Source organism: Alteromonas sp. S015 (genome assembly GCF_036864485.1).
GTDB lineage: Bacteria > Pseudomonadota > Gammaproteobacteria > Enterobacterales > Alteromonadaceae > Alteromonas.
This window is the reverse complement of the sequence record NZ_JAZETO010000003.1, coordinates 478,500-497,592: the sequence shown is the minus strand read 5'-3', so window position 1 is coordinate 497,592 and position 19,093 is coordinate 478,500. Positions and strand designations below refer to the sequence as shown.

15 protein-coding genes are annotated in these 19,093 nt (G+C 44.6%); 10 read left to right on the top strand and 5 right to left on the bottom strand.

Annotation, left to right across the window (positions count from 1 at the left end):
* Positions 1-12: 12 nt before the first annotated feature.
* Positions 13-396, top strand: a complete 384-nt coding sequence (gloA2, locus tag V7R42_RS08615; RefSeq protein WP_334019761.1) for an SMU1112c/YaeR family gloxylase I-like metalloprotein — start codon at positions 13-15, stop codon at positions 394-396.
* A 384-nt stretch (positions 397-780) separates the two neighbouring features.
* On the opposite strand, the gene V7R42_RS08610 is transcribed toward gloA2, so the two are convergent.
* The gene (locus tag V7R42_RS08610) at positions 781-1,998 is read right to left on the bottom strand and encodes an MFS transporter (protein WP_334019792.1); all 1,218 of its coding nucleotides are present in this window, start codon (positions 1,996-1,998) and stop codon (positions 781-783) included.
* A gap of 279 nt (positions 1,999-2,277) precedes the next feature.
* On the opposite strand from V7R42_RS08610, the gene V7R42_RS08605 reads away from it, so the two are divergent.
* Positions 2,278-4,227 (top strand): amylosucrase, encoded by a 1,950-nt coding sequence (locus V7R42_RS08605; RefSeq protein ID WP_334019760.1) that lies wholly within the window; start codon positions 2,278-2,280, stop codon positions 4,225-4,227.
* A gap of 304 nt (positions 4,228-4,531) precedes the next feature.
* On the top strand, positions 4,532-4,789 hold the full coding sequence (locus V7R42_RS08600; RefSeq protein ID WP_334019759.1) for a hypothetical protein: 258 nt from the start codon (positions 4,532-4,534) through the stop codon (positions 4,787-4,789).
* A 95-nt stretch (positions 4,790-4,884) separates the two neighbouring features.
* Here the strand turns inward: V7R42_RS08600 and folE are convergent, their stop codons facing one another.
* Positions 4,885-5,568 carry a GTP cyclohydrolase I FolE gene (gene folE / locus V7R42_RS08595; protein WP_334019758.1) on the bottom strand — a complete coding sequence of 228 codons (684 nt, stop codon included), beginning with the start codon at positions 5,566-5,568 and terminating at the stop codon, positions 4,885-4,887.
* Between the two features lie 161 nt (positions 5,569-5,729).
* Here folE and folM point away from each other — a divergent pair, with 161 nt between their 5' ends.
* The 4 genes from folM to V7R42_RS08575 all read left to right on the top strand — a co-directional run bounded on the left by folM (position 5,730) and on the right by V7R42_RS08575 (position 10,255).
* Entirely contained in the window at positions 5,730-6,437 is a 708-nt protein-coding gene (gene folM, locus V7R42_RS08590; protein ID WP_334019757.1) for a dihydromonapterin reductase, read from the top strand.
* A 147-nt stretch (positions 6,438-6,584) separates the two neighbouring features.
* Complete coding sequence (locus tag V7R42_RS08585; protein WP_334019756.1) at positions 6,585-7,649, top strand: agmatine deiminase family protein; 1,065 nt, start codon at positions 6,585-6,587, stop codon at positions 7,647-7,649.
* Positions 7,636-8,529 carry a carbon-nitrogen hydrolase gene (locus V7R42_RS08580; RefSeq protein ID WP_334019755.1) on the top strand — a complete coding sequence of 298 codons (894 nt, stop codon included), beginning with the start codon at positions 7,636-7,638 and terminating at the stop codon, positions 8,527-8,529. The genes V7R42_RS08585 and V7R42_RS08580 overlap by 14 nt, the downstream gene beginning before the upstream one ends.
* Positions 8,530-9,013: 484 nt before the next feature.
* Positions 9,014-10,255, top strand: a complete 1,242-nt coding sequence (locus V7R42_RS08575; protein WP_334019754.1) for an EAL and HDOD domain-containing protein — start codon at positions 9,014-9,016, stop codon at positions 10,253-10,255.
* A 38-nt stretch (positions 10,256-10,293) separates the two neighbouring features.
* Here the strand turns inward: V7R42_RS08575 and pdeM are convergent, their stop codons facing one another.
* A complete protein-coding gene (gene pdeM, locus V7R42_RS08570) occupies positions 10,294-10,998 on the bottom strand; it encodes a ligase-associated DNA damage response endonuclease PdeM (protein ID WP_334019753.1) in 705 nt (234 codons plus the stop codon).
* A 190-nt stretch (positions 10,999-11,188) separates the two neighbouring features.
* Complete coding sequence (locus V7R42_RS08565; RefSeq protein WP_334019752.1) at positions 11,189-13,687, bottom strand: ligase-associated DNA damage response DEXH box helicase; 2,499 nt, start codon at positions 13,685-13,687, stop codon at positions 11,189-11,191.
* Positions 13,688-13,941: 254 nt separating this feature from the next.
* Here V7R42_RS08565 and V7R42_RS08560 point away from each other — a divergent pair, with 254 nt between their 5' ends.
* Positions 13,942-15,123 carry a DUF418 domain-containing protein gene (locus V7R42_RS08560; protein WP_334019751.1) on the top strand — a complete coding sequence of 394 codons (1,182 nt, stop codon included), beginning with the start codon at positions 13,942-13,944 and terminating at the stop codon, positions 15,121-15,123.
* A gap of 118 nt (positions 15,124-15,241) precedes the next feature.
* On the opposite strand, the gene V7R42_RS08555 is transcribed toward V7R42_RS08560, so the two are convergent.
* Complete coding sequence (locus V7R42_RS08555) at positions 15,242-16,036, bottom strand: hypothetical protein (RefSeq protein WP_334019750.1); 795 nt, start codon at positions 16,034-16,036, stop codon at positions 15,242-15,244.
* Between the two features lie 263 nt (positions 16,037-16,299).
* Between V7R42_RS08555 and V7R42_RS08550 the strand changes: the two genes are divergently transcribed.
* Both V7R42_RS08550 and V7R42_RS08545 read left to right on the top strand, forming a co-directional pair.
* Positions 16,300-17,316: a ligase-associated DNA damage response exonuclease gene (locus tag V7R42_RS08550; RefSeq protein ID WP_334019749.1), complete on the top strand. Its 1,017-nt coding sequence runs from the start codon at positions 16,300-16,302 to the stop codon at positions 17,314-17,316.
* Positions 17,316-19,046, top strand: a complete 1,731-nt coding sequence (locus tag V7R42_RS08545) for a cisplatin damage response ATP-dependent DNA ligase (protein ID WP_334019748.1) — start codon at positions 17,316-17,318, stop codon at positions 19,044-19,046. Before V7R42_RS08550 ends, V7R42_RS08545 begins: the two co-directional genes overlap by 1 nt.
* Positions 19,047-19,093: the final 47 nt, after the last annotated feature.

Below are 19,093 nucleotides of genomic sequence, written 5' to 3'. Positions count from 1 at the left end.
AAGGAAATGAGAATGCTAAAAGGCTTTCACCACATCGCCATAATTTGTAGTGACTATCCGCGCTCAAAGACGTTTTATACCGATGTATTAGGCTTCTCGATTATTGATGAAAATTACCGCGAAGCCAGAGACTCTTACAAGTGTGACCTCGCGTTACATGATGGTAGCCAGATTGAGCTTTTTTCGTTCCCGGGAGCTCCGCAAAGGCCATCACGCCCGGAAGCACAAGGACTTAGACATCTAGCGTTTAAAGTGGACAACCTTGATGAAATGATCAACCAGCTGGCGAAAAAGCGGGTTGAATGCGAGCCAGTGAGGACCGACGAGTACACCGGCAAACGCTTTACGTTTTTCCAAGACCCTGACGGCTTACCTCTTGAGCTATACGAAAGCTAAAACCGCATAATCTCAATATAAAAAATGCCGAATGAGCGTCGTTTTATTTGGCATTTTTCAACAATGATGACGCTATCCTTAACTAATCAAGCATCCGAACTTTCCTTTGCGGGAATGGAATATCAACATTATGCGGCTAAAGGGCTTGCGCTTACTTTAATTCATCCATGGGACGTGATTAGATTTTTAGGCTGATGTGAATAACCGAAGCTTAAACAACAACGTGTGGAAAAACCAGTGCCCATAGCTAGCCCGGCACATTAGACCACTCCGCATAGATAATTACCCATTCAGCGAAGCTTAAAATGTTCGTAATCGCGGCCTGGCACCGCAGGTATGGTGGTCTACATTAAGGTGACACAATAAAGAGTACGGACATTGTGTCTAGTCGGTGTACTCGCTTGCCTCGATAATAGCTAACCGCTCTTTGGTAGGATTCTTGATATAGTTGTACACCAAGCCAACAAAGAGTAAAGCTGCAAAACCGGTGGCTACCATGAAGCCATACTTGGCATCACCACCGTTGGCGTCACTCACCAAGCCCATGATGAAAGGCCCTGCGGCTGCACCGGCTGCGGTAAAGAACAAAATAACTCCCGCTACACTGCCGTGCTGATGCTTCGGGAAACAACTTATACCTTTAGAGTTGAAGGTAGGATAAATTACCGACATAAAAATGCCCGTTAGTGGGAATAAAAACAACGCAAGCTGCTTTCCGCCCCACAGGCCAAGTCCAAAACACAATACAATAGCACCGGTGAACACCATCAACACCAAAGCCCAGTTAAAGTGAGACATCATCCAAATACCCACGAAACGCCCTGCGGCACGAAGGATAAAGAATGCCGTAACCGAATAGATTGCCAGGGTTTGAGAGAAGCCTTCAGTATAACAGTTGTAAGTCGCTTTAAGCGTGGTCGCGTCACACACTAAATAACTCGGCATCCACACATAAATGGCGCTTTCTGCTGCGACATATAAAAAAGCCCCTACTGAAAATCCTAGAGCATAAGGGTTTTTCACTAAGCTTAAACTCTGTGCTATCGATACTTTCTTTTCACCAGAGGTTGTATCGCAAGAATAATCAGGGTATTTAACCAGCAACGCACCGATAATAAGCAGCGTGCAAACACCACCGGCAATTACGTAGAGCCACTGCCATGCAACGCCTTGATGGATAAGATAAGCGACAATGAGAGGACCAATGATTGCGCCAACGCCGAAGAAAGCTTCCGCCCCATTCATAGTTGCGGTGTGCTGCTTGGTCGAAGTAGAAATATCGCCAATAAGCGCTAACGCACCTGTTTTAAAAATACCTACGGCAACGCCGGATAAGCTCATTAAGCTAACAATTAACATGAAGTCGTTAGCCATTAAGAAGCTGTAGCATGCAAGGCCAAACAAAGCCAAACCAATAATAATAGTGGGCTTGCGGCCCAACTTATCTGCCAAAAAACCTAAGAAAAGACCTGATAGCGCAATACCTAGCATGGGAAGTGAATGCATTAAGCTTGCTTGAGCATTGGTCACAGAGAACGCCACTTTCACTTCTTTGATTATCTCGCCTACCGAGTCTGACGTCATCGCAAACATCATAAACATTAGGTAGGTTAGCCATCTGATAATTCTGCTACTAGGATCATGATTGGGCATAGTCTGTCTCACAAGCACGGTATGAAAGGTAGTGTTCAACCCTTCTAAACTTCACAAAAACACGTTCAACATTGCACGCATTCCGTTGGTCACAAATAACGATGTAATAAACTTGATAATAGAGCTTAATCGTTTAAGATAAAAGTTAACAGAATTTAAAAAGCCTGTAAACCTGTTAATTAGGATAGGTTGTAAGACGTGCTTAAGCGTCGCACTTTGGAGTTTTCTATGAGCTATGCTGCTGACAGTGGTGTATGTTTAGACCGTATCTTAGCATCGACTGATTTGTCTGGCCTAAGTAAGAAAGATGCCTCGATCTTTACTCGACGTTTGAAGACACATTTTTCTCGCCTTTTTAATAATTATACGCGCGTATACGGGCACCAGTATGACTGCTATTTTCATTTACAAAAACTGGTTGAAATATTAAGAGACGGGTTAAAAAGCCGCAAACCAGCCCTTAAAAAGCTTGATAATGAAAGGTTAAAAAACCCGCTTTGGTTTCGCGATGAAAAACAAGTCGGCATGGCCTGTTACGTTGACCTTATGGGCCCCACCTTGAATGACTTGCACGAGAAAATTCCCTACTTCAAGTCTTTAGGTGTTACCTATGTGCATTTAATGCCTTTATACGACGCGCCCAAAGGGGATAGCGATGGCGGATATGCTGTATCGGATTATCGCAAAGTTAATCCAATGCTAGGCACGGTGAAAGACTTAGAGAAGCTCGCTTTTGCATTGCAGCAAGAGGGAATAAACCTTGTTCTCGACTTTGTATTCAATCATACCTCAGACGAGCACGCTTGGGCGAAAGCGGCATTGGCTGGTGAGAAGCAATATCAAAATTACTATTATCTTTTTGATGACAGAACCATTCCCGATCAATACGAACATACGCTAAGAGAAATATTCCCTCAAGTCAGAAGAGGGAGCTTTACCTTTAATGAACAGGTAGAAAAATGGGTATGGACGACATTTAATAGCTTTCAATGGGACTTAAATTACAGTAACCCTGAGGTGTTCAACGCTATCACTTCTGAGATGCTGTTTCTTGCCAATATAGGTAGCGCTGCATTGCGCCTAGATGCGCTGGCTTTCATATGGAAAGAACTCGGTACTAATTGCGAGAATCAGGAAAAGGCCCACGTACTAATTCAAGCATTTAACTGTTGCTTGCAAATTGTAGCGCCTGCCGTTGTGTTTAAGTCAGAAGCTATCGTACACCCAGACGAAGTACTTAAATACATCGACAAGGATGAATGTCAGCTTTCCTATAACCCTTTGTTAATGGCACTCTTATGGAATTCAATGGCAACGCGTAAAACCCGTTTGCTCACGAGCTCAATGAAAAAGAGCTTTGCTATTTCTGAAAACTGTACATGGGTTAACTATGTGCGATGTCACGACGATATAGGATGGACTTTCGACGACGCAGTAGCCAGCGAACTAGGCATTAATGCTTTCGACCACCGCCATTTTCTTAATCAATTTTATACCGGTCGTTTTGAAGGAAGTTTTGCTGATGGCGTCCCGTTTGCCGAAAATCCTTCAAATGGCGACTGCCGCGTGTGTGGGTCATTGGCTTCGTTGTGCGGGTTAGAAAAGGCATTAAAAGTTAATGATTCAAAAGGCATTGACGATGCTGTGAAGCGAATAATGCTACTTTACGGCATTACTTTTAGCATCGGAGGTATTCCACTACTTTACTCAAGCGACGAAGTGGGCAAGCTTAATGACTACAGCTATCGCTTTGATGAAACAAAAAAGCACGACGATAGATGGGCAAACCGTATCGCCGTTACTCGTGCAGATACAGAGTTGGCGCTAGGAACCATTTCACCTTCAAACGCTACAGAGACCGCAAGTCTTCGCATATTTAACGAGTTGCGAAAAATGATAGCTATTAGGAAGCAGAATGCGATTTTTGGAGAATCTAGCACTCAAATTTTAGAAACAGATAACCACCATTGCTTTGCTTTTTTACGGGAAAATGCGAAAGGTCAAAAATTGCTTGTTATATGTAACTTCAGTGAGCACTCTCAAGCCGTTCACCGTAGCCTATTGGCAACACTTAAGTGTGCTTTAAGCCAAGATTTGCTTACTGGTGAAACTGTCGAAACGAATGCCACGTTACTATCACTTGAGCCACTTCAACAAATGTGGCTTATTGCGAATTAAAGCCCGTGCATTTACTACACTTTGCAAACCACTTTATAAAAGGTGGTTTGCAAGTTATCAACAGCTTAGTTGACGGCTTAGCTAGTTACCCCCAGAGACTTGTCAAATAAGTCATTTTTTCACATGCACACTCATAAATACCCACTATACTTTTGATAGTGGATAGACAGTTCACGCAGTTTCTACATGGCTTTGACCGTCACATTCCTATTTTTTTAGCGTTTAGACTGGTCGACGCGGAAGTAGCGCTCTTCTTAGCGTGTGGTTTGTTTCTTGCTTTACGCAGAAGTATTAAACGGCGGGATTGGACTTATGTCATATGGAAATGTTCAACATGGTAACGGATAAAACGATGCAAAGTGATGGTGCTCTGGAATACATGTGCCCGTATTGCGGCGCGATCAATGGTTTCCAGCTAGAAACCGTTCGTGACATGCATTACGAACAGCATGAATCTTGTGGGTGCTGCAGCAAAGTACTCAGCATCACCGCGGCCAACGGTATAGGTGGTCGTATCAATCTTATTGTCGATGAGACAGATGCGGAGCACATTATCAAATAGAAGTGCGTGAGGGTGTTTAACAATGAATTCGCACACAAAAAAGCCGCGTACTACGTGGCTTTTAAGAACTTAAGTGGATACGAAGAGTCTATCGATTAACGAAAAAACTCTCGCTTCAATTCGCTATCGGTAAGAAAACGGCCACCTAGTGCAGACGTTTTGGTATATGAATTGGTGTCGCGAATCCCCCTCGCCTTTACGCAATAGTGTGTGGCGTTAATACTCACCGCTACATCTTCTGTATTGGTTAGCGTTTGAAGCGCTATCAACACCTGCTGAGTTAAACGCTCCTGTACCTGGGGACGCTGAGCGAAGAAGCCTACAAGACGATTTATCTTTGAAAGACCAATAACCGTATCCTTCGGTATATAAGAAACGGTAGCCGTGCCATCAATGGTCACGAAGTGATGCTCACATGTACTTGTTAGGCTGATATCAGATACCTGCACAGGTTGGTCAATCTGCATCTTATTTTCGATAGCAGTGATCTTAGGAAACTTGCGGTAATCCAAACCACCGAAAATCTCATTGACGTACATTTTGGCAATACGCGCAGGCGTATCACTTAAACTATCATCAGTTAGGTCAAGGCCAAGCGTATCCATTACGTCACGCATCGCGCTTTCTATTCGTTTGCGCTTTTGTTCGTCAGAAAGGCCATTAGACACCATAGGTGTTTCCAACCCTTTGGTTTCTAATGCGTATCGTACTCGTTGTGCTGGCTCTGATATAGAGGGGTCTAGTGCATCACGCACAATTACCGCTTCTTTTGCTAACATTACTTTATCCGTTAATACTTCTTTTTTTGATCTTCTACGACTTTCAATTCGTTACAGATCGATTACTCGGCAACATGACTTTTATTTAATGTCATTGCTACCGACTGCGCACTTAGCACAAAATATAGAGGCTGTTACTTTTCTCTAAAATGGACATTATCTTGAAATCACCTGTATTAATAACGGGCGCAAGCCAACGTTTAGGCTTAGCAATGGCGCAAAGCTTACTCGAGCAAGGCCGCCGCATAGTCGTTACTTATCGAACGTATCGCTCGAGTATTGCATTACTCAAAGATAAAGGCGCAACAGTCATACAGGCGGATTTTAGCACTGAGGCGGCTATTGATCGAGCAATTGGTGAGATTAAGGCAATCAGTAAAACCTATCGAGGAGTAATACATAACGCTTCTGATTGGGCACAAGAGAAGGATAACCATGACAAGCATAGTTTGATTGAACGTATGATGATGGTCCATGCTGTCGCCCCCTACCGCATAAATTTAGCACTTGAAAATGCACTACGCGATAGCGAAGTAAAAGCTGACATCATTCATATGACCGATTATGTTCAAGAAACAGGAAGCGAGAAGCACATGGCCTATGCGGCTAGCAAAGCGGCGCTTCATAATCTCACCCTTTCATTTGCGAAAAAGCTCTCGCCGCAAGTAAAAGTAAACAGTATTGCTCCTGCTTTGCTCATGTTTAACGAAGGCGATGATGAGACCTACAAACAGAAAGCTTTAAAGAAATCATTGCTAGAGATAGTTCCCGGCGCGCAAGAGGCCGTCAAAGCAATGAATTATCTATTTGATAGTGACTACATAACAGGACAAACCCTTCACCTTAATGGTGGGCGACATTTAAAGTAGAGGCGTGTTCATTTCGAAAATTCTAGTTCTTACTCATGGCTTAAAGTAATCGTCACCGCCAATTAATTTCATCACCATTTGCCTTGGTCTCCTGTTGAGGCATGGCTATAATCCGAACCCTATTTAAACGCTACTTGGAATTTAACTATGCACAGCAACCGTATTATGACGCCTGAATGGCAAGACATTGATGCCGTGATGTTGGCATGGCCGCACGCACACACAGATTGGGCTCCATGGCTAGAAGAAGCGCGAGCAACCTATTTAAACGTGATTGCTGCTGTAAACCGCAATGACGCTGGTGTGATTTTATTATGTGCGCCAAGTGACGTAGACGATCTTAAGTCTCGTCTACCAGAGAACGCCCAAGTGCTTATTGTTCCTGCGTCATTTAACGATACATGGATGCGTGATTATGGTTTTATCACCTGTAAAGACAATGAGGGTAACGGCTCTCCCGTAGAGTTTCGCTTTAACGGTTGGGGTAATAAATTTAATGCTGCTGAGGATAACCTCGCGAATCAGCGTTATCTTGCTGCCATGTGTAAATGTGTGCTTCGCAGCAGTCCGATTGTGGCGGAAGGCGGTGCGTTGGAAATCGACGAAAACGGACACCTTTTGAGTACTGCACAGTGCTTACTTAATCCTGAGCGAAATGGCGATATGTCGCTAATTGCTTATGAAGACGCATTTAAAGATATGCTGGGCTGCAGCAAGGTCACTATATTGCAGCACGGCCATTTAGAGGGTGACGATACAGATGGTCATATCGATACCCTAGTGCGCTTCACACCGAACAAAAGCTTAGTTATTCAAGCGTGTAACAACCGCCCTAACGATAGTCATTTTGAGGGGTTGAAAGCGTTATGCGACGAGTGCGCCCTTGAACTGCCAGAGCATGAACAGTTTCATTTACCGCTGCCTCTCATCGTAAATGATGACGGGGATCGCTTGCCGGCATCGTATGCCAACTATTTAATATGTAATAACGCTATTTTATTGCCCGTTTACGGTGAGGAAGAAGACGCTGAAGCCATCGAAACCGTGCAAAAAGCGCATCCCAATCATATTGTTGAACCAATTGATTGCAGCGTACTCGTAAAACAATATGGCAGCTTGCATTGCATTTCCATGCAAGTACCCACAAATACATTAAAAGACTCGATTATCACCACCTTAAAGAAAGGAGTGTCATTACATGCGCCCAGCTAAGCTAAAAGTTGGTCTGGTACAACAGGCTGTTGCTGACAACGATAAAGCAACGAACTGGAATAAAAGTGCCGAGCAAATTGCCAAATTAGCGGCTGAGGGCTGCGAGTGTATTTTGCTTCAAGAACTGCACAGTACCCTATACTTTTGTCAGCAAGAAGATACTGACGCTTTTGATTTGGCGGAACCAATTCCTGGACCAGCGACAGACTTTTTTGGTGAACTCGCCGAAAAGCACAATATCGTTTTAGTGACGTCGCTTTTTGAAAAGCGCGGTTCAGGTTTGTACCACAACACCGCCGTAGTGTTTGACCGCAGCAAAGAAATGGCGGGCAAATACCGTAAAATGCATATTCCTGATGACCCGGGCTTTTACGAGAAGTTTTACTTCACACCAGGTGACATGGGCTTTACGCCTATTGAAACTAGCGTGGGTAAACTTGGTGTATTGGTATGTTGGGATCAGTGGTATCCGGAGGCGGCACGCTTAATGGCGATGGCAGGCGCAGATTTGTTGTTTTACCCTACTGCTATTGGCTGGGACTTGACTGACACAGAAGAAGAGCGTACCCGCCAGCACGGCGCATGGGAAACTATTCAGCGCTCTCACGCCGTGGCAAACTCAGTGCCGGTTATCGTTGCAAACCGCACCGGTTTTGAATCCTCCCCTGTTGAAGGCGACCCGGGCATTCAATTCTGGGGGCAAAGCTTCATAGCAGGGCCGCAGGGCGAGATTTTGGCAAAAGCCGAAGCTGAGGGTGAAACAACGCTATCAGTAGAGCTCGATATGGAACGTACCGAGCAGGTTAAGCGCATTTGGCCTTACTTCCGCGATCGACGTATCGACGCGTACGACGATCTTACCAAGCGCTGGCGAGATTAAAAAACGTTTAGTTGAACCTACAATTATAAGAGCGGCCATTCTGTCGCTCTTTGCATCAATAAGAAAAATTAAAATCGAATAAATATGCAACCAGCTCAATACAACATCAGCGCCTTTTGTGTTTTTCTAACTTACTCAGCGACAAAGAACCCTGACATATTGACACTATTGAAAATTAAATAGACATTAAATATTTACTTAAAAATCAATAGAATAAAGGGCTTTCAACTTCTCCTTTGCCGTAAAAAATTAGTTCCCAGCTAATTATAGTGCTCAATAATCACCCACTAAGGTACTAAAAGTCATACGATAGTATCATGGACAATATCACGTATACATTCAAAAAAATCAGTGATTTATGTAGCATCGGGCGACCCTAAAACATCAAACGCGTTCTTTACACATCTCGTCCTTATTCGTTGCAGTGTGCCTAGCTTCTGCTCTGCTCCTGTTCCAATGATCGCGTATCACTAAAACTAAAAAAATGATCAATACAACAAATGCAAAATTAGACGTGCTTATGGCAAGACAGGGCATTTATGATGAGCAGAACGAACTTTTTGGCTACGAGCTATTGTATAGAGGGCAGCAGTTTGATCTTGATTCTCCTGAAGAGCAATATAGTGCTACAATCGACGTATTAAGTAATCTGGCAAGTTTTGGCGTTGAAAATCGTATTGATTGTTCCAAAAAAGTATTCATTAACATTAGTCAATCGTTCCTTGAGTCCCCCAGCTTTTTTCCCAGTAACACAAATGGTTTGGTGTTAGAGTTGCTTGAAACTATTGTGCTAACACCGCCGCTCCTCCGAACAATAAGAACGCTTAAACGTCAAAATTTCGAATTCGCGCTAGATGATTATTGTTTCGAGAGCCACCATGCGCCCTTGTTGCCTTACGTTGATTACATCAAAATTGACGTGCAGGCATGCCCTATTAACGTTATTGAAACTAAAATTCAAGCGCTAAAAGAAGTGACTAATGCCACTCTGCTTGCAGAAAAAATTGAAGATGTTGAAACTTACCAACGCTGTAAGGAACTGGGCTTTTCTTTATTTCAAGGCTTTTTTATCGAAAAGCCCACACTAATAAAGGGTGTGAAAGTTAATCCAAATAAGCAAGTTGTACTTAAACTTCTCAGTGATATAGCCCGAGAAAGTATTACTGCGGCAGAACTTTCTAAGGTTGTAAGTTGCGACCCTATACTTGTGACGAAAGTGCTTACGTTAGTGAATAGTCCGCTATTTTCACGCAGCCAAAAAATAACTTGCATAAAACAGGCTATTGTCACACTTGGTTTAGACCCAGTAAAAAAATGGCTAATGGTATTGTTATTGGTAAGTGAGTCAAACTCGCCACTGGAGTTGTTTAGAATTTTATTGGCTCGGGCTAGGCTATTAGAACTCTTTGCAGTATCAAAGCACCTTCAAGGCTCGGATGAGTATTTTTTGCTAGGGCTGTTCTCTGAGTTAGATACAGTACTTGAACTCGACATGAAAAGTATTGTGAGCTCTATCCCCCTATCTAGAGCGCTATATAGCGCGTTGCTTTATAAAAAAGGACACTTGGGAGAACTGCTTAAGAGTTGCATGATGTGGGAAAGAGGCATTGCATCGGAAACCGACAATAAAGATAGGCAGTTGCTTGCGAAACTATACTGGGAAAGCCAACGCTGGGCAGACGAGGTCGTTGACTCTGTGGGTGTATTCACGCCAACGCAAAATTAAACAATGGGGTCAGAGTATCACCGATATGCTTCACGGTGTTACACTTTAAAAATAATGCCGTCGTAAAGCATAAATACGTGCCGTGAAGGTTTAGGGAGAACCGTTAGCATTACCTCCTCGTCAATGTCTAAGCCGCCGGTGAACTGCCCGAAGGCGGGCATCACTAGCAAGTTTTCGTTATTGGTAAAGCATTTACCTGAATATCTTCGTCGAGTAATGGTTGTGCGCTTTTTAGGGTGGTAATGACCAATGACTTGCGCTCGCTTTTCGTTTAATTCCGGCTCATGTCTGAATACCATATTATCTAGCACTATTTCAAAACATGGCGTACCCGGAATACCGTCGGGTAAATCAGGATCATGGTTTCCTTCAACCCACATCCATTCGTTCACTTTATCAACTAGCCTACATAAGTGCTGATGATCCTCGGCAGTCATGCGCGACATGCTGTGTTTATCGTGAAAGCTGTCGCCTAAGCTAATTACCCGCAAAGGCTGGTAATCATCGATGATACTTTCTAAGCGCTTTAACGTTGCGGTGGAATCTAAACTTGGCAACGGGTTCGCATAGCTGCGTAAATAACTGCCTTTTTCTAAGTGAAGATCAGACACAATAAGCCAGTCACATGCGGGCAAATACGCCACACCACGTGCGTCTAACAGCCACAAGTAGCCTGCATATTTCGTAATGGTGATATGGCGCTGACTTATTTTTTCAGTTAGCCACGAATCGGTTATTGCCAAATTTTCCTCGTTCTCTTTTGGTTTGTGAGTTCGTATTATCGATACGAAGCCGCGATTTTATATGGTGGTATACTATTGAGCATTCTCGTACAACTGGCTGACTGCTCTGAATTAGTTGAGCAATGTGTCATGCGTGAAATACGTTGCGAAGATATGAAAGCGCAGTTTAAAGGTTGTGTTGCTTTCCGCTTTATTCAACGCTCGCCCCCGAAAGCAATGCGCGTACCTCGTCTAACATAGTTTCAGCTTCGGCGTATAAATTGGCTTGCTCAATAATAGCCTGTGCGCCAGCGCCCTTCACTTGCTCACTGCGAACATCAAGTACGATAGGTATAGCCATGGGCGAGGGCTTCTCAAGGTTCACTAATGTCGCTGAATCTACATAGCGAATAAGTAAATTTGCCAATCGCCGTAAATCGAGTAGCTCGCGTTCAGCATCGGCCCGTGCTACTTTCAGTAAGATGTGGTCGCGGTCGTGTTCACGCAACGTATCGTAAATAAGATCCGTAGAGAACGTTACCTGCTTCATGGTTTTTTGGCTGGCGTGATAGCGCTGCTCTGTCAGTCCACTTACCACCGCCACTTGCCTAAACGAGCGCTTAAGCATAGGTGCCTGTAACATCCAGTCTTCTAGCTCGTCCCCTAAAATATCCGGTTGAAATAACTGCTGTAACTGCCCTTGGGTGATGGCGTTTACTGAAGCCACCGACAAACCATAATCAGTCACGCTGAAGCTTAAAGGCTTAATGCCCATTTTTTCCATTCGCCGAGTCAACAACATACCTAAGGTTTGGTTCGCTTTGCGTCCGTCGAAGGTGTAGTACAAGGTGTAGTGCGCCTGCCTAAATGGAAATTGCTCCACCAGCACCTTGTCAGGGCTAGGCAACTCAGAGAACGCCTGTTGAAGTTTAAGCCACTCTTGAACCTGGGCCGGCAGTGCTCTCCACGTTGTTTGAGTAGCCAAAATTGCCCGTACGCCTTCCGCCAAATAGGTAGAAAGCGGCATTTGACCACCCGCGTAACTCGGTATTTTCGGCTCTTTTGCTTTTGCAGGCTTCGCGTGAAGCTGCATGTCGCGAATAGCCTCAAAACGCAATACCTCTCCTGCAAAGTAGAAGGTATCTCCGGGCGTTAACTGCTGGGCGAAGTATTCTTCTACCTCGCCAATGATCTTGCCTTGGTTTCCCCTTCGAATACGCTTTACTTTAAGCCGACCCGCTTCAACAATTGTTCCGATATTTTGCCTGTGCCGTTGAATAACCCGGCGGTTCGCAGGCGAGAAAGTACCATCGTCGTTTCTTGTAAGGCGCTGATATCGCTCATAAGCGTTGAGCGCACTTCCGCCGTCTTGCGTAAACTGCCACAGCTTGTCGAAATCATCTCTATCCAACCCTTGATAGGGCGTGGCAGTAAGTATCTCTTGGTACAATGTATCTGGACTATCCGCCCTACTACACAAGCAGTTCAATATAAACTGCGGAACAATATCCAGTGCCCCTGGCTGTGGGCTTTCCCCGTCTAGCTCTCCTTTTTCGATAGCGCTGATCGCCGCCTGGCATTCCAGCGCTTCAAAACGGTTTGCCGGTACGAGTAACGCTTCGCTCGGCTCGTCGAGCCTGTGATTTGCCCGCCCTATTCGCTGCAACAACCGACTTACGCCTTTTGGCGCGCCCACCTGAATAACCTTGTCCACATCTCCCCAGTCAATACCTAACTCTAACGCCGATGTACAGACAATAGCCCGTAACATTCCGCTTGCCATCATGGTTTCGGTCTTGCGACGTTGCTCTTTGCTTAAGCTACCGTGATAAAGCGCAATGGGAAGCGCAGCCTCGTTTGCCTCCCACAGCATTTGGAACAGTAGCTCGGATTGAGCTCGCGTGTTAACAAACACCAGCGTGGTCTTTGCATTTTCAATGGCTTGATAGATATCATCGATTGCGTAGCGAGCCATAAAGCCGCCAAAAGGCATACGTGCTTTAGAATGCAACATTTCAACTTTAGGCTTTTCTCCTGCTTTGACCTTGATGATATTAGCTTTACCGTCACTGCCAGCCAGCCACGCGCCCAAGGTCTCGGGAAATGCCACGGTAGCAGACAAGCCTATGCGCTTGCAGCTTGGTGACAATACGCTTAATCGCGCGAGAACTAGAGATAAAAAATCGCCCCGTTTATTAGCTATTAAGCTGTGCGTTTCGTCTATAATCACACGCTTTAGCTTGCCGAAAAGTTTATCGGCATCGGCGTAGCTTAACATCAGCATGAGCGATTCAGGTGTTGTAAGGAGTATATTAGGCGGCTTCTTGCGCTGACGCTGACGCTTGTGCGACGGCGTATCGCCAGTACGAGTTTCCGCCGTTATCGGCAGTGACATTTCCTCAATGGGCTGTAACAGGTTTCGATGAATATCTTGGGTTAACGCTTTAAGTGGTGATATGTATAGCGTATGCAAACCATTGAACCCACTCTGCTTACCTTCGTTTTCAGGCGATGCATTACTCTCATTTTGTTCGCTAAGCTCTACTAAGCTCGGTAAAAAGCCAGACAAGGTTTTGCCCGCGCCGGTTGGCGCAATCAATAACGTGCTGTCGTGCTGCTCTTTTTCCACCAGCATGGTGTGTTGATAATCGCGTAGTTGCCAGCCTTTTTGACTAAACCATTTAGCGAAAGCGGGGGGGAGTAATGTCATTTACATTATCTGTTACGGCTTTTGCGATTTATACGGTAAATCGTTAGTTAAGTTTACATGTCCCCCATGCTTTCTCCGCGCATTTCAGTTAATAATCTTAGCTCAAATCAGTTTCTCCTTCTTAAAACAGCTGAGTTCTAATAATTTTAGTTCGTCACTGGAGCTTAATGTTTGGAAATACTTTTTACGTCGACCGCACCAAAACCAATACGCTACATTTGTTAAACTACAGAAAATAACTACAGGGAATGTAAATGCGAATTCAATCGATAGATGCCATTAGAGGTTTAGCAATCCTTGGCATATTATTTTTAAACATTGCATATCATCAAAATTTTCACACTGGCTACGTGTTTTTTGAAGAGGCGCTTTTGTCGGATGAAATTATTTCCATAATTAGCACTCTTTTTTTGGACGGAAGATTTCGTACCTTGTTCTGTTTGCTGTTTGGCGCGGGACTAGCTATTCAATTTGATGCGTGCCAAAAGCGTGGGCACAACTTTTTGGTCTTCTCTCAATCCCGACTTAAATGGCTATTTTTATTTGGGTTAATACATGGTGTATTCATATTTGGCGGCGACATACTACTTTATTACAGTCTTTGTGCCTTTTTTGTACTAAAACACTTAACGCTCAGCCAAGAAGAACTTCGCGCAAAAAGTGTTAAATACCTCGTTGTGGGAAGCATCATTATGCTTGTTTCTGGCATTGTAATTACATTTTCATACGACTACGGTGGTGCACTTCCTCTTAGAGCTAGCGAAGCTTACGCCGAAGAGGTCGTGGCGTGGCAAAAAAGCTATTTGTTCCAAATTGGGGTTCAAGCTTCCTTTGTTCTTGCTACCATCATTGCAGCACCTTTTACCATGCTATGGCAGTCAATGGGGCTGATGATGTTTGGTGCCTACCTTTATAGAAGTGGCTTCTTTAGCGTTGGGTTTTCATCTACTATATTTAAGAGAGTGGCTATTATTGCCGTAGTAGCCTCTATCATTACCGTTATCCCTCAATTAATGTTTGAACAGGTAACGTCGGATGTTATTCCCATATTTGCAAGCATCCCCGCTATTTTCTGTGCTTTCGTTTTCGCCCACTTGCTGATTAAATTGAAAAATACAAGGACCTGGTGGTATCAATCGCTGATTAACTGCGGCAAGGTAGCGTTTACACTTTACCTTACACAATCTATCGTTTTAGCTGTGTTGTTTCGCGTGATTACGCCCGTCTACTATCCGGAGTTTGCTTATACTGTAACGCTGCTCGACTTAGTGTTAATTTCACTTGTACTCACAGTAATGCAAATTTTGCTGGCGAATTTTATAACTAAGCATTTTGAGCAAGGGCCATTTGAAGCGGCGTGGAGAACACTGTATCTGCGCAGCTTCCAAAAGAAGCAACAGAACAAGCAAGTTGACACTTGGGTTTCAGAGCAATAGTCAGCGACTGAGACAAAAAACGTTGTAGCTAACACGCCAACCAACGAAATTAGTCATTGTTACTCTAAAAAAATAGGACCTCGCAAAACAAGGCCCTATAACATTTTTGCGCTGGTAGCTAGAACCTGAAAGTGCCTAGCAAAGTAGCCGAACCCAATTGACTTTCATCCGTATCATAGCCTAACCCAAACTCTATAGATGAGTAGGGGTTAAACCAGTAGTGCGTACCCAGTTCGATGACGTTGTCAGAGCCTATTACTTCATTGCTTTCATGAATATAGGTGACTCCCACACTCCAATCACGACGGAAGTAATAATCTGCATCTAGCTCAACGGAAAACTCGCCATCAAACTGCGTCGCTTTCAACTTGGTATCCCAACCTGGGGAAAACTTACCAGAGCGCTCCCCAAAGCTCGTATATCTTGCAAAGGCACTGTAACTAAACTCTGAATCTGAACGCTCTTCGCTGATGCCAGCGTCAATAGAACTAAAGAGTTCTTCATTTTTGTGAAAGTACTCTACGCCAATCCCGTATTCCCAATGTTGGTTGGCGAATGTGGATACTTCTGCGGCATAGCGATTTAACGTCTCTTCAAAAAATTGGCTGTCGTTGGTTTCACGCCCATAGCGGCCTCGTATAACTAACGCGTCTGAGTAAAACCACTCTCCGCGTACATTCACGCTGTCAATGTTGTTAATACCAAAATAATCCACAGAAACGTTGTTCGTTCTTTGAAGATATGGACTAATCGACCAGGGTTGCTGGTCAATATTCACTGATTCAAAATAATAGCGGTAGCTTGCACCAATAAAGTTGTCGTCGGCATCGCGCACATCAGAAAAACCTAGCGCGATTTCATGCTGAATATCAGTTGATTGGGCAAAAACGGGAAGGGTTAAAGAAGCTAGCATACAAGCGCTTAAACGCAGCATTGGACAATATCCTTATTTATAATGAGCATCCCTGCGACACTCTTACTAACCAGACACCGAAGTTAAACAAAAAGTTCCTATATTTCAATATAAAAGTGCACAACAACATACCTTGCGACAATGTCGTGAACCAGTTCAATCAGCACCTAATTGAGTTCTTCATCTTTCACAGTTTAAGTGGTCGATTCAAGGGGTTAAATACGTAGTAATAAGCATTCTTTAATTTGGCAGGACTACGAGCAGTGCATCCATCAACGTGGTTAAAAGCTGACGATACCGGTTTGTATTGCGAGCCTGGTGAGTTTTACATCGACCCAATGAATGAAGTCTCCACCGCGCTTGTCACACACGGTCACGCCGACCATGCGCGGGCAGGTCATCACAATGTGTATGCCAGTGCAGAAACTCTGGCTATTATGCAAACCCGCTACGGTGAAGATATGGCTATTCACCAACATGCTATAACAATCGGAAAAACTATCGCATTTAACGATGTGAGGGCCACGTTTCACCCTGCCGGTCATATTCTCGGGTCTACACAAATTCTTATTGAATATGCTGGATACCGGGTTGTGGTTACCGGCGATTACAAGCGCCGTCACGATCCCACTTGCCCGCCATTTAAAGTCGTACACTGCGATGTATTAATTACCGAGGCCACCTTTGGACTGCCAGTCTTTAAACACCCGCCCATTGAGCACGAAATAGAAAAGCTCCTTCATTCGTTGCGCGTGTTTCCCGAGCGATGCCATCTAGTAGGCGCTTATGCATTAGGCAAATGCCAGCGGGTTATATTAGCGCTGCGCGAGGCAGGTTACACTAAGCCAATCTACTTGCACGGTGCACAGCTAAAACTCTGTGATCTCTATAAGCAATTAGGAATAGACTTAGGCGAGTTAATTCCGGTGTCTGAAGTGGCGGATAAAAAAACGTTAGCCGGTGAGATAGTCATTGCGCCACCTTCTGCACTCGCCGATAGGTGGTCGCGAAGCTTGCCTAACGTGCGACCTGTCGTGGCGTCTGGTTGGATGCAAATCCGCGCTCGCGCTAAGCAAAAAAATGCGGAGCTACCGCTTATTATCTCCGACCATTGCGACTGGCCTGAATTGCTACAAACCATTGAAGAAGTAAACCCAAAAGAAGTGTGGGTGACCCACGGCAGAGAAGACGCGTTGATGTACCAAGCAGGGAAAATGGGATTCAAAGCGAGAGCCCTGTCTCTTGTAGGCTATGATGAAGAAGAGCAAGGAGGCGATTAGTGGAAACATTTAGTCACTTACTTGAGCAGCTATATTTCACGTCTGGTAACAAAGCCAAAGCGCAACTTATTGCCGATTATATTGCTAATACGCCCGATCCCGACCGGGGCTGGGCGATTGCTGCTATGGCAGGTACGCTGCGGTTCGATTTTTTCAAGCGCAATACGGTAAAAAAGCTGATCACCGAACATACCGACCCAGAGCTTTTTGCCATGAGCTATGACTATGTGGGTGAGGTTAGTGAAACTGTGGCCCATTTGTGGCCTTACAGCGAGCCTACAGATTCACTACCCACGCTTACCGAGGTGGTAGAAACCTTTGCGTCCGTTAGTAAACAGAAAGTTTCCGCCACGCTAGCTCACTACTTAACAATAATGACACCTGCCCAACGATGGGCGTTACTAAAGTTGGGCACGAGAGGCTTGCGTATTGGTGTGTCAGCTCGTTCTATAAAACAGATTTTGGCCGACTATGGCAATAAAGACATCAAAGAAATTGAGACGCTATGGCATGCGGTTGACCCTCCTTATATTGATATGCTTGCGTGGCTAGAAGGGAAAGTAGAAAAACCCGATATAGAAAATGCGGTTACTTTTCACCCAGTCATGCTTTCACACCCCATTGAAGATAGCGATATAGACGCATTCAGAAACGAAACATGGCAAATTGAAAACAAATACGACGGCATTCGTGTGCAGCTTGTCGTTAAGTCGAATACGCCCGTAGATGAAAGGCTCAATAACCACCGTGAATCGAATAAAGATCTTTCCGAAAAGGCTCTCTTTTCTCGTACTGGCGATGATATTAGCCACTCATTCCCCGACCTTCTTGAATCTGTAAGCGGCAATATGGTGCTAGATGGAGAACTACTAGTTATCCATAACGTATATGGCAACTATGACTCACCTGGAGCCTCAATTCAAAAAGAGGCGAGTAATGAGAAAGCGCTCATTGATAAAGGCGGCTCACACGTTTTGACCGCCGCACGGCCGGAAGTGGATACCTTTAATGCGCTTCAGCAGCGTCTTAATAAAAAGAAACCGAGTAAAGCACTTCAATCTTCTGCCCCCGCTGGGCTTATTGTCTATGATGCATTAGTACTAGATGGTAGAGACCTGACCGAACAAACGCTGAAAGCGCGGCGCCACGCATTAGAAAAGTGGTTCAGTAAGATTGATAACAAACGCTTGTTTCTATCGCAAACACTTACCGCCACCAGCCCTGAAAGCCTTCGCGAGCTTCACGCCCAAGTATGCGAAAATCGAGCGGTGGAAGGGCTTATGATAAAACGCCTAGACAGTAAGTACGTACCTGGCAGACCCAAAGGCCAATGGTTTAAATGGAAGCGCGATCCGCTGGTCGTTGATGCGGTTATGATGTATGCCCAACGCGGGCATGGAAAGCGTTCCAGCTTTTATTCAGACTATACCTTTGGCGCATGGGAAGACAGCCAGCTTTTACCCATTGGAAAAGCCTATTCCGGGTTTACCGATGAAGAGCTTAAAAAGCTGGATAACTGGGTAAGGCGAAACGCTGTGGGTCGCTTTGGCCCGGTAAGAGAAGTAAAAAAAGCGCTAGTACTTGAAGTGGCTTTCGATGCGGTACACCCTTCATCAAGGCACAAATCAGGTGTTGCGCTTCGCTTTCCTCGTATTCACCGTATTCGCTGGGATAAGCCTGCTAGTGAAGCCGATACATTGGCTAACGTTAAAGCGCTGATAGAAAACTAAGCTCTCAAAACACTTCCTATGTTAGGCAAAATCGCAGAGAATAAAGC